Source organism: Cupriavidus sp. 05N40 (assembly GCF_056397305.1).
Genome location: NZ_JBFTND010000216.1, coordinates 1 through 11,975, shown reverse-complemented (window position 1 = coordinate 11,975; position 11,975 = coordinate 1). Strand labels below are relative to the sequence as shown.

Annotated in this window: 11 protein-coding genes, 1 tRNA gene and 1 pseudogene; 6 read left to right on the top strand and 7 right to left on the bottom strand. The window is 62.4% G+C overall.

Translation table 11 applies throughout. The features are described from left to right. The 5 genes and pseudogenes from AC1DO7_RS34190 to AC1DO7_RS34170 form a co-directional block, all read left to right on the top strand. Positions 1–666: DUF6708 domain-containing protein (locus AC1DO7_RS34190; RefSeq protein ID WP_477117106.1), on the top strand; the 666-nt coding region annotated here is incomplete at its 5' end. Further along, complete coding sequence (locus tag AC1DO7_RS34185; RefSeq protein ID WP_441618921.1) at positions 659–1,585, top strand: DUF6708 domain-containing protein; 927 nt, start codon at positions 659–661, stop codon at positions 1,583–1,585. The genes AC1DO7_RS34190 and AC1DO7_RS34185, both read left to right, overlap by 8 nt. Positions 1,586–1,717: 132 nt before the next feature. Continuing rightward, a complete protein-coding gene (locus AC1DO7_RS34180) occupies positions 1,718–2,659 on the top strand; it encodes a hypothetical protein (protein WP_441618919.1) in 942 nt (313 codons plus the stop codon). Positions 2,660–2,815: 156 nt separating this feature from the next. Beyond that, positions 2,816–3,613: a hypothetical protein gene (locus AC1DO7_RS34175; RefSeq protein WP_441618917.1), complete on the top strand. Its 798-nt coding sequence runs from the start codon at positions 2,816–2,818 to the stop codon at positions 3,611–3,613. Next, positions 3,610–4,065, top strand: a pseudogene (locus AC1DO7_RS34170) (carbon storage regulator); the annotation flags it as partial. The gene AC1DO7_RS34175 and the pseudogene AC1DO7_RS34170, both read left to right, overlap by 4 nt. A gap of 80 nt (positions 4,066–4,145) precedes the next feature. Here the strand turns inward: AC1DO7_RS34170 and AC1DO7_RS34165 are convergent. From AC1DO7_RS34165 to cysS, 7 genes are all read right to left on the bottom strand, one after another. Next, positions 4,146–4,427, bottom strand: coding sequence for a DUF6538 domain-containing protein (locus AC1DO7_RS34165; RefSeq protein WP_441618915.1), 282 nt, complete (start codon positions 4,425–4,427; stop codon positions 4,146–4,148). 95 nt (positions 4,428–4,522) lie between these two features. Further along, positions 4,523–4,616, bottom strand: a tRNA-Ser gene (locus AC1DO7_RS34160). 154 nt (positions 4,617–4,770) lie between these two features. Further along, positions 4,771–6,021: an aspartate kinase gene (locus tag AC1DO7_RS34155; RefSeq protein WP_441618913.1), complete on the bottom strand. Its 1,251-nt coding sequence runs from the start codon at positions 6,019–6,021 to the stop codon at positions 4,771–4,773. Between the two features lie 158 nt (positions 6,022–6,179). Further along, a complete protein-coding gene (gene tilS / locus AC1DO7_RS34150; protein WP_441618912.1) occupies positions 6,180–7,628 on the bottom strand; it encodes a tRNA lysidine(34) synthetase TilS in 1,449 nt (482 codons plus the stop codon). Next, a complete protein-coding gene (locus tag AC1DO7_RS34145) occupies positions 7,594–8,565 on the bottom strand; it encodes an acetyl-CoA carboxylase carboxyltransferase subunit alpha (RefSeq protein ID WP_441618910.1) in 972 nt (323 codons plus the stop codon). The genes tilS and AC1DO7_RS34145 overlap by 35 nt, the downstream gene beginning before the upstream one ends. Positions 8,566–8,681: 116 nt before the next feature. Continuing rightward, complete coding sequence (locus tag AC1DO7_RS34140) at positions 8,682–9,554, bottom strand: DNA-3-methyladenine glycosylase family protein (RefSeq protein WP_441618908.1); 873 nt, start codon at positions 9,552–9,554, stop codon at positions 8,682–8,684. Then, positions 9,551–10,939, bottom strand: a complete 1,389-nt coding sequence (gene cysS / locus AC1DO7_RS34135; protein ID WP_441618906.1) for a cysteine--tRNA ligase — start codon at positions 10,937–10,939, stop codon at positions 9,551–9,553. Before cysS ends, AC1DO7_RS34140 begins: the two co-directional genes overlap by 4 nt. Positions 10,940–11,346: 407 nt before the next feature. On the opposite strand from cysS, the gene AC1DO7_RS34130 reads away from it, so the two are divergent. Continuing rightward, on the top strand, positions 11,347–11,975 hold a 629-nt coding region (locus AC1DO7_RS34130; RefSeq protein WP_477117105.1), incomplete at its 3' end, for a tetratricopeptide repeat protein.

Below are 11,975 nucleotides of genomic sequence, written 5' to 3'. Positions count from 1 at the left end.
CTGTTGCAGTCAAACACGGATTCACCACTCCCGTTTTGTTTCGCCGCGATACTCCCGATCGCGTATCTACTGGTAATTAGTTTATCACGTATGCTGAGTTATCGACTTCGCTATCGCAATTCAGCTGTGCGGGTCGATCGCAAGGCGAAAAGGATTTACTTCGCCCCGTATCCGGATGAAAGTCCTGATTCTCTTTGGACTCTCGATTGGGACGAGTTATTGGCCATCGATTACTATCGAGGCAAAGGCCAAGGCTATTTATATCTTGTTGGATACACGTCAAACCTAACGGAACGCGAACTTGTCAAAGTCCCCATCATCGGGGCTCATATCGGCTACCACAATGAATCAACGTGGACATGGTTGCAACGGTATATGGCGGGAGACCCAAACCTCCCGTCCCCCACCGTGGAGTCCCCACCACGCACCTGGYGCGATGTACTGCTGCGTTACGGCGGTCGCTGGGTGCTCGCCTCCTTCACCGATCCAAAGCGCCGCTGGTGGCTACCGCTCACCCTCTGGGTGGACCTCGCCATCGTGCTGCTGGTCATGCCGGTGATGGCGCTCCCCCAACTCATCATCCTCACCTACCCGGAACCTCAGTTTCCGCCGGAGAACGACCGCCTGTGCGGCTTCGCCGACGAGGATAGCGATCATCGTGCCTGACCTCCAACGGCGACCCACGCTCGCCGAGATCCAGCGGAAATGGCGTCAATTCAGATCCGCAAGCAATCTATTGTCTTCCGAGATAAATCCCAATTCCATCCCGGGAATCTCCATTCTTCGGAAAAGCGAGCACGGAATCGAATTGATCTCGGAAACCATGCAGAGAAACAATGAGGGGCTGACTCTGAGGATCAGCTTGCTGCTTAGCATCACACTAATACTCGGAGCGACACTGAGCCACTCACGGGATAATACGACTTATTTCCTTGTGATCAGCCTCTCCTGCCTTGCATTTGGATTTTCCGGATTCCTATCGGCGCGACTCATTGGACCACGCTTCCGCTATCGATCTAGCCGAGTTCGTATTAATAGAAAAACTCAGAAAATCTACTATTCACCTTACCCAGAAGAGGGCAATGAAGAACTTTTGGTTATGGAGTGGAACCACATCCARGCACTCGCCTATTCAACAGGAAGAAGCGCGCCGTATTTGTACCTCATCGGATATACAAGCAACACACCAGAGCCCAAGCTGGCCAAAATTCCCATAGTTGCGGACTATAGAATTTCCATTGACTCTGTATTAGTTCTCCCTACCGATTGTAGATGGGCTTGGCTGCAACGGTATATGACAGGAGATCCGAGTCTCCCGGCCCCCACCGTGGAATCGCCACCACGCAGTTGGCGCGATGTACTGCTGCGTTACGGCGGTCGCTGGGTGCTCGCCTCCTTCACCGATCCAAACCGCCGCTGGTGGCTTCCGCTCACCCTTTGGGTGGACCTCGCCATCGTGCTGCTGGTCATGCCGGTGATGGCACTCCCCCAACTCATCATCCTCACCTACCCGGAACCTCAGTTTCCGCCGGAGAATGACCGGCTGTGCGGCTTCGCCGACGAGGAACGCAATGATCGCGCCTGACTTCCAACGGCGGTCCACGTTTGCCGATATCCAGCGGAAACGGCATCGGTTTCGGTCGGCGAGCAATTGGTTTCCCTATGCGATGGATGAAAGCACACAAGTCTCCACGCAGTTTCGGCTGAATGGAAAATAATGGCAATCGCCTGGTTATGGACACCGAACAGTAAACCCGAGACGGCCCCCGCCGTCAGTGACCAATACATCGCCATGGGCAGGCAGGTGCTGTGCCTGCGCAATCCATGGCCAGCGGACTCGGCATTCATGGGTAAGATGTACTCAACAACTATTTTTTCATGGGTAATTTATTTTATTTATTACCTATATGACGACCTAATAAAAATTAATACAGATTCAATTATCGCGATATCTCTTGTTTGCTTTCCGGTGCTGTTTTTATTTTTACCATCGCTTGCCTATAGAATCAACTTTATTAGTCGACAGTCAAATTTCTATTTCAACCGAATCACCCAGAAAGTATATTACCGCAAAGGAAAACTTCTGCACGTCGGCGAATGGAGTCGCGTGCAAGCGGGTATGCTGGGCCAAACGGAATACTCTGGCCGATCTTTCAGTACGAGCTATTCGCTTCTGCTCAATGTCTTTGGCACCGAACCAAGCAGCGAGCAGGCCCGCTTGATCGCAAAATCCTGGGCGCCCAACTACAACATCGCCATCGATAGCAACGAGCCCAGCGACCCTCGCACCATCTTTGTCGCCCAGGTCTGGGAATACATCCGCCAATTCATGGCTCATGGGCCGGATAACTTGCCGTTGCCGCACGCACCGCACTGGTGGAACGTGCCCCACAACAACCTCTGCCTGACACCAGCCCAATCGTGGCGCCACTACGCCCCCTGGCGGACAGGCGAGCCCGGCGAAGCGCAGGTAAAAAAATGGTGGCTGCTACCGTTTTGGGCCGCCCTCTTCCCTTACAACCTGTTCGCCGCCCTGTGCTGGTGGGCCACCTGCCGGCTGTTCAAGGTACGTCCCGCTACGCCACCCCCAGAAGCATTCGAGGGAGAAACGGGTCCGCTGGTCACGATAGAGATGGCCGCGCGCGGCATAAGGCCATGATGCACAAGACCCGAAACGAGGCAGGTCATGGCAATTGACTGGTTATGGTCGGCTCGCAGCAAGCCGGATGCGGCTCCCGCGATTGGGGATCAGTATGTGGCCATGGGTCGGCATGTACTCTGTTTGCGAAACCCTTGGCCAGCGGACTCCGCCTTCATGGGTAAAATTTACGCTACAGGAATAATATGCGCGGCCGCATTCCTAATTTACTACCTTGCAAAAAACATATCGTACGAATCACGACTCGATAAGTCATTATTCATTGTCATTTTATTTCTATCTCTATTTTCATTCGCACTTCTTTATCTACGAATACATTTAATAAAAAGCAGATCCAATTTTTATTGGAACCGACAAAATAAATACATGTATTACCGTGAAGGAAAATATCTCCTCGTTGGAGACTGGAGCAGTGCCAAGGGAGGCATGCAATCAAAGATGGAATTCACCGGACGCGCGGTTAGCGTTACCCATTCGCTGATACTGCATATGCTCAATCAAGGACCGCCGGCCTCTCCGTCGAAGCCCGCGCCGGAGGCCATGTTCATAACGATAGATGGGAACGACCCCAGCGATGCACGTGTCGCTCACGTTGCCCAGGTTTGGGAGTACATCCGCCATTTCATGGCCCAGGGACCGAGTGATCTGCCGCTGCCTCCGGCGCCCCACTGGTGGAATATCCCTCACAACAATATCTGCCTGACTCCGCGTGAAGCGGTACGTCACTACGTTCCGTGGCGCACTGGCGAGCCCGGTGAAATGCAAGGCAAGAAGAACTGGATGCTTCCCTTCTGGGCGCTGCTATTCCCCTACAACCTGTTCGCCGCCCTGTGCTGGTGGGCCGCCTGCCGCCTGTTCAGAGTACGTCCCGCTACGCCACCCCCAGAAGCATTCGAGGGAGAAACGGGCCCGCTGGTCACGATAGAGATGGCCGCACGCGGCGTAAGGTCATGAGGGCTAAGGCGGAACCTTGCATGGCGTTTTCTGAGAATGAACGCGCAGCCCTACTGGCCGTGAAAGGCGTAGGCTCCACGGTCGTGGCCCGGCTGGAACAGATGGGCCTCCGCTCGCTGGCGCAGCTTACTGCGGCAAGCGTCACCGACATCGTCACTACCGCTGCAGGCCTGATCGGCTCGACGTGCTGGAAAACAGCCCGCAGGCACTCGTGGCCATACAGCGTGCCATCGAACGAGCGAAGTGCTACCCGCCTTGGCGTTGCCAGAGCCGATGCCCATCAGCACGGATGCGCGCCGACCTTACCCACCTGGAGTCCCCTCATGGTCGCCTTCTCTCGCCGTCCCGGCGAATCCTGCGTGATCGGGGACGCGGTCACGCTAGAAGTCCTGGATATCGACCACGGAGAAGTTCGCTTCGGCATGGTCGCCCGCAAGGACATTCGTATCCTTCGCGGCGAAGCGCGGCGGCCACGCGCCGGCGACGGAGACCGATTACTACTGGCCGTCCATGCTCGTCGTCATCCTTCGAGTCAGAGAGATTTCTTGCTACCTGATGCGACAACGGGCGGAGCAATCGTCGGCTCCACGGAAGGCGATGTTGCCTCTCCACGTCTCTGTGCAAACTCGTCGTCAAGTTCAACCGATGCGCGGCGTAACAGTCGCTCCGCTTGGGCACGGTCTTTCGTGTGCAGACTGCGGACAATCTCTTGCCTGCCATACTGCTGAATCAAGTCTTGGGGAATTTTGCGGCGAAGATAGCAGACACTGCCGCGTCGTGAGGTGGGTTGCCATCGGATACTCCACCAGTCCATGTGTAGCACCCGCATGGCTGTGTAGCAGTCCGGACAGACCCACAAAAAACAAAACCCCGGAAGACCGCAATCTTCCGGGGTTTCGCCGCCAATAATGGCGGAGACGGAGGGATTCGAACCCTCGATCCAGGTTTTGGCCCGGATGCTCCCTTAGCAGGGGAGTGCCTTCGACCTCTCGGCCACGTCTCCCAAACCTGCCGTTGTGTGAGGGAGGCCACACAACGAAGCGCGTATTCTATCGAGGTGTTTTGATTTGGTCAACGAAGTTTCGATCACCAATCACAAAAAATTTGTGCACCCCGACAGAATCACCGGCGGGCCGCATGCGGCCTGCCGAGCCGGATCACGCCTGATCCAGTTCGAACACCTTGTGCAGCGCGCGCACGGCGAGCTCCATGTACTTCTCGTCGATCAGCACCGAGATCTTGATTTCCGAGGTGGAGATCATCTGGATGTTGATGCCTTCTTCGGACAGCGTGCGGAACATCTTGCTGGCGATGCCGACGTGCGAGCGCATGCCCACGCCGACCACCGATACCTTCGATACCTTGGGGTCGCCCGATACGCTGGCGGCGCCGATATGGCCCTTCACGCCGTCGTTCAGGATCGCCAGTGCGCGCTGGTATTCGCCGCGCGGCACGGTGAAGGTGAAGTCGGTCTTGCCGTCGACGGACTGGTTCTGGATGATCATGTCGACGTCGATGTTGGCGTCGGCGACCGGGCCCAGGATCTGGTAGGCGATGCCGGGCTTGTCGGGCACGCCCAGGACGGTGATCTTGGCCTCGTCACGGGCAAAGGCGATGCCGGAGATGACGGCTGCTTCCATTTCAGACTCTTCCTCAAAAGTGATCAGCGTGCCCGAGTGCATTTCCTTCTCGAGCGGCATCAGGGGGTCGGTCAGCGACGACAGCACGCGGGTCTTCACGCGATACTTGCCGGCGAACTCCACCGAACGGATCTGCAGCACCTTGGAACCGAGGCTGGCCATTTCCAGCATTTCCTCGAAGGTGATCTGGTCCAGGCGGCGGGCGTCCTCGACCACGCGCGGATCGGTCGTGTAGACGCCGTCCACGTCGGTGTAGATCAGGCATTCGTCGGCCTCGATGGCGGCGGCGATGGCCACTGCCGAGGTATCCGAGCCGCCACGGCCGAGCGTGGTGATGTTGCCGTCGCCGTCGATGCCCTGGAACCCGGTGATGACGACCACGCGCCCGGCGTCGAGATCGGCCAGGATGCGCTCGTCATCGATCGATTCGATACGTGCCTTGGTGTAGGCCGAATCGGTCTTCACCGGCACTTGCCAGCCGGTGTAGCTGATGGCGTCGATGTCCTCGACCTGCAGCGCAATGGCCAGCAGAGCCACGCTGGCCTGCTCGCCGGTGGAGGCCAGCATATCCAGTTCGCGCGGGTTCGGCTGTGCCGAAATCTCCTTGGCGAGACCGAGCAGGCGATTGGTCTCGCCCGACATGGCCGAAGGCACCACGACTACGCGGTGACCGGCGCGATGCCATTTGGCAACGCGCTTGGCGACATTCTTGATGCGTTCCGGAGAACCCATCGAAGTGCCGCCGTATTTGTGAACGATGAGAGCCATCTTCTTGTCGACGCCAGCGATTGTGCAAAACCCCTGAAAATACACGAAGAGCTCCGCCGAGGCAAGGCGCAGGCGGCCTCACGGGGCGCAGGATCATGTGGAGCGAGGCTCGCACGCGCGGCATCGGCGCGTCGGCGCGACAGCGATTCCTGCGGCGCCTACCCGGCCGGCACGACGCCGGCGGGCCACTCGGACCATTCGATACGCCAGCGCGGCGACGCCGGCGCGCCGGGCCACCTGCGATGCATGCCGAGGCCGGCCGCAAACAGCAGTTGATCGCCTGCCCACAGCAGCGGCAGCCGCGCGCGCCGCGCCGCCGGCACGCTGGCTTCCTGATAGGCCTGCTTGAGCGCGCGCGCGGGGCCGCCCGGACGCAGCACGATGCGCTCCCCGCCCTGCCGCTGCGCCAGCCGCAAGGGCTGGCGCAACGCGGCCTCCGGCACGCCGAAGGTGTCGTCGCGCGTGAAGCGCAGCTCGCCACGCCAGCATGGCGCCGGCAGGCTCGCCTCGCCGCGCCACTGCATGGCGAGTTCCTGCGGCGAGAGATCGCCCTCGGCACGACAAGCCAGCACGTGCCCCTGGAAACGCCGCAAGACCAGCGCCTCGTGATGGATGGCAGGCTCGCCGCCGTCGTGCCGGATCAGTTGCGCGCGCATGGCGCACAGGCGCGCGGTCGATGGCGCCTGCGTGCCGAGCTCGCGCAGCCACAGGCGCAACACGGCATCGGCCTGCGCCGGCGACAGCGCACGCAGGCCGGCGAGATCGAGTTCGGCCACGGTGCCGGCATCGCGCGGCGGGCGCACCAGAGGGGCCATCCATTCCGTAGCGAGCGCATCGAGCAACTCGCCAGCCTGGGCCAGATGCGCGGCGGCCTGAGCCACATTGGCGCGCAAGGCGGGAAACGCCGCCGCCAGCGCCGGCATGTGCTGGCGCAGCGCGTTGCGGGCGAAACGCAGATCGTGATTGGAGGGATCGTCGATCCAGGGCAGCGCATTGGCCACGCAATAGGCGTCGATCTCGTCGCGCGCCACGTCCAGCCAGGGGCGCAGCAACACGATCTGCCGGTTCGTGCCCATGCGCCGCAGGCGCGGCATGCCGCCCAGCCCGGCCAGGCCGCTGCCGCGGAACAGGCGCAGCAGCACGGTCTCGGCCTGATCGTCCTGGTGATGCGCGAACAGCAACAGGGCCGCGCCGGCCTCGCCGCACATCGACTCGAGCGCGGCATAGCGCGCGCGGCGTGCGGCGGCCTCGAGGCCTTCGCCCTGCTGCTGGCTCACCACCACGCGGCGGCTGAAGAACGGGACCTGCCACTCGCGGCACAGCGAAGCGCAGAAGGCGTCCCACTCGTCCGCGGCCGCCTGCAGGCCATGATGCACATGCAGCGCCGCCACGCGCAGCGGCAGCGCGCCGGCCAACACCGCCGCGCGCAGCGCGTGCAGCAGCGCGACCGAGTCGCGCCCGCCCGACAGCGCCACCGCCACCGTGCCTGCCCGTCCGCCGTGGCCAGAAACAACAAAGGCCGCACCGGCCTGGAGAGCCTGTGCGACCTTGTCGGTCAAGCCGGCGGACGGGTCAGCCCGGTGCGCCGGATTCCTTGAACTTGCCATAGGCCAGCAGACGCTCATGACGGCGCGCCTGCAACTCCTTCACGCCCATGCCCTGGAACTGGCGCAGCGAATCGGCCAGTGAACGCTTGAGCATGGCCGCCATGCCCTTGGTGTCGCGGTGCGCGCCGCCCAGCGGCTCGCTGACGATCTTGTCGATCAGGCCGAGCGCCTTCAGGCGATGCGCGGTCAGGCCGAGCGCCTCGGCAGCTTCCGGCGCCTTCTCGGCGGTCTTCCACAGGATCGAAGCACAGCCTTCCGGCGAGATCACGGCGTAGGTGGAGAACTGCAGCATCTGCACCACGTCGCCCACGGCGATCGCCAGCGCGCCGCCGGAGCCGCCTTCACCGATGATGGTGGCGATCAGGGGCACCTTGAGCCCGGCCATCACATACAGGTTGTGGCCGATGGCCTCGGACTGGCCGCGCTCTTCCGCATCGATGCCCGGGAACGCGCCCGGGGTGTCGACGAAGGTGAAGATCGGCAGGCCGAACTTGTCCGCCAGCTCCATCAGGCGCTTGGCCTTGCGGTAGCCTTCGGGCTTGGGCATGCCGAAGTTGCGCAGCGCGCGCTCCTTGGTGTCGCGGCCCTTCTGGTGACCGATCACCATGCACGCCTGTCCGTTGAAGCGGGCCAGGCCGCCCACGATGGAGAGATCGTCCGCAAAAGTGCGGTCGCCGTGCAGTTCGTGGAAATCGGTGAAGATCTCCCGCACATAGTCGAGCGTATAGGGACGCTGCGGATGCCGGGCGATCTGCGCCACCTGCCATGGGGTCAGGTTGGCGTAAATGTCTTTGGTCAGCTGCTGGCTCTTGCCGGCCAGCCGCGAGATTTCTTCGGAGATGTCGACAGCCGAATCGTCCTGCACAAAACGCAGTTCTTCGATCTTTGCCTCGAGTTCGGCAATGGGCTGCTCAAAATCCAGGAAGGTGGTTTTCATGAGAATCACACGTACCCGTCTGTGAAGGGGCGGATTCTACCGGAATTCGCCCCCAAAACCGCAAGTCTGCGGATGCAGTCTCGCGCACTTCCCCGTAAATTCTGTGCCCTTTCAGGCTAATAGGTCACCGGCAGCGGGTCAAGGCTGCGCCACATGTACCAGGTGGCGACGGTGCGCCAGGGCTCCCAGTTGGCGGCAACCTCGCGCGCTTCGCTGCGCGTGACGGGTTCGCCGCTGAAATAGTTGGCCGAAATGGCGTTGATCAGCCCGACATCGTCGAGCGGCAACACGTTGGGCCGCATCAGATTGAACATCAGAAACATCTCGGCAGTCCAGCGACCGATGCCGCGGATCTGCGTGAGCTCCGCGATGACGGCTTCGTCGTCCATCTCCGCCCAGTTGCCCACATGCACACGGCCGGCCTTGAAGTGCTCGGCGAGATCGACGATGTACTCTGCCTTGCGCCGCGACAGGCCGCAGGCAGCCAGGTTTTCGTGCCCGGCCTTGAGCATCTGCGCCGGGGTGAGCTTCGGACAGAGYGCGGCCAGCCGTTCCCACACGGTCTGCGCGGCCTTCACCGAAATCTGCTGGCCGACCACGGAACGGGCCAGCGTGATGAAGGGATCGCCGCGCGAGATCAGGTGCGCCGGGCCGTAGGTCGGGATCATCTTGCGCAGGATACGGTCGCGCTTCATCAGGTCGGCGCAAGCCTCGTCCCAGTACGCGGGACGCACCGCGTCCACCACGGTCTCGACCGGCAGCGGCACTGCCTGCGCCTCGGGCAAGGCGGGCACCTTGCCCGCGCGTGCGCCGGCCTTGGGTGCGGCCTTCACCGGCTTGGCGGCGGGCTTCGCTGCGGGCTTCGCTGCGGTCTTGGCCGCGGTAGTTGCCTTGAGCGGCTTTGGCGCTGCCGGCTGCCCGGCCTTGGCGGCCGCGGCAGTCTTGGCGGGCGCCGCGGGCGGCGCCGTCTTGCGCACGGCAGCGTTCAAGCGCGCCTCCACTCGGTGGCACCGCCCGGCTTGTCTTCGAGGATCACGCCGCCTGCCAGCAGTTCGGCGCGGATGCGGTCGGCCTCGGCGAAATCGCGGCCGGCCTTGGCTTGCTTGCGCGCGGCGATCAGCGCCTCGATCTGCCCGGGCTGCAGGCCGTCGGCGGCCGTGCCGCCTTGCAGGAAGGCATGCGCGTCGCGCTCGAGCAGGCCCAGCGTGGCACCCAGGCCCTTGAGCTGGCGCGCCATCTGCGGCGAGCCGGTGCGGTTGACTTCGCCGGCAAGGTCGAACAGCACGGCCATGGCGATCGGGGTGTTGAAGTCGTCGCCCATGGCTTCGACGAAGCGCCTGGCGTGCGCCTCTTCCCAGTCGAGCGGCTCACCATCGGGCTGCACATCCTTGAGCGCGGTGTACAGGCGCGTTAGCGAATGGCGTGCGTCGTCGAGATGGGCATCGCTGTAGTTCAGCGGGCTGCGGTAGTGCGCACGCAGGATGAAGAAGCGCACCACTTCGGCGTCGTACTCCTTGAGCACGTCGCGGATGGTGAAGAAGTTGCCGAGCGACTTCGACATCTTCTCGTCGTTCACGCGCACGAATCCGTTGTGCATCCACATATTGACGAAGGTCTGGCCGCTGGCCCCCTCGGACTGCGCGATCTCGTTCTCATGGTGCGGGAACTGCAGGTCGGCGCCGCCGCCATGGATGTCGAAATGCTCGCCGAGCAAGGCGCAGCTCATGGCCGAGCATTCGATATGCCAGCCCGGGCGGCCGGCGCCCCACTTCGACTCCCACTTGCTTTCGGCGGGCTCGCTCTCCTTGGCCGACTTCCACAGCACGAAGTCCAGCGGATCGTGCTTGGCCTCGTTGGTCGCCACGCGCTCGCCCGCGCGCAGGTCTTCCAGCGACTTGCCCGACAAGCGGCCGTAGTTCGGGAACTTGCGTACCGCGTAGTTCACGTCGCCATCGCTGGCGTGATAGGCCAGCCCGCGCGCCTCCAGCTTGCCGATGATGTCAAGCATCTGCGGCACGTAGTCGGTGGCACGTGGCTCGTGGTCCGGGCGCTGGATGCCAAGCGCGTCGGCATCTTCGTGCATGTAGCGGATGAAACGGTCCGTCAGCGCGCCGATGGTCTCGCCGTTCTCCGCCGCGCGGCGGATGATCTTGTCGTCGATGTCGGTGATGTTCTGGACATAGGTCACCTCGTAGCCGGCGGTGCGCAGCCAGCGCTGCACCATGTCGAACACCACCATCACGCGCGCATGGCCAACGTGACAATAGTCGTACACCGTCATGCCGCAGACATACATGCGTACACGGCCGGGTTCGATTGGCACGAAGAGCTGCTTTTCACGCGCGAGCGTGTTGTAGATATTCAGTGGATACATGAAGCGAGGTGAATGGAAGAGAAATCCTGCCGGCGGCATGACAGGTTGCGACAGCTACGGCACAACACGGCAAAGCAAACGCAGCGAGACGACAAGGCGGCAACGGCGCGCCGTCTCCTGCACAACAGGCACAACAGGTACAACAGGCACAACGACACAACAGGCATGACAGCGGCGGCGGGAGCGCAGCGCATCGTCGTCGCACCACATTGTCACGCCATCCGCGGGTCCCGCATTTTGCGCCTGAGCAAATCCAGGCGCGACCCATATCTTACCGGAAGCGCCAATTCGCGGTGGCACGCCGCACGCCGCGCGGCGCACCACGGCAAAACGCGGTGCGCGTCAATACGCGGCCGGCATGCCCGCGCTTTGCTAGAATGCCGCGGAGTATAACGGACCGCCCTTACATGAGCCTGTTCCTGCCCACCTTGACATCTGCTTCATCCCAGCCCGCGCGCCGACGCATCGCGGCCGCATCGTTTGGCCTGGCGGCGATGCTGGCGGGCCTGCTTGGCGCGGCAGGGCCTGCCGGCGCGCAGAACGGCCCGCTCTCGCTGAGCGCGCCGGCCACGCCGCCTGGCGGCGTGCGTTCGGCGGACCCGGGCATGGCCGAAGCGGAGAAGGCGGCGTCGCAGAAGCGCTATGACGAGGCGATCAACCGCTTCGACCGCGTGCTGGCCACCAACCCGCGCAATGCGCAGGCGCGCTTCGAGCGCRCCTGGGCGCTGGCCCAGGCCGGGCGCGAGGATGAAGCCATCGCCGCGCTGTCGTCGATGGCCCAGGACTTCCCCGAGCTGCCCGAGCCGCACAACAACCTGGCGCTGCTGTACGCCAAGCGTGGCGACCTCAAGCGCGCCGAAGCGGAATTGTTGCTGGCGGTCGATGTCAAACCCGATTTCGCCGTCGGCTATGCCAATCTCGGCGATGTCTATCGCCGCCTGGCCGAAAATGCCTACCGCGATGCCTTGCGCCGCAACCCCAAGGACGCGGCAGCCGCGGCCGGCCTCAAGCAACTGGTGCCCGCCACGGCCACGGC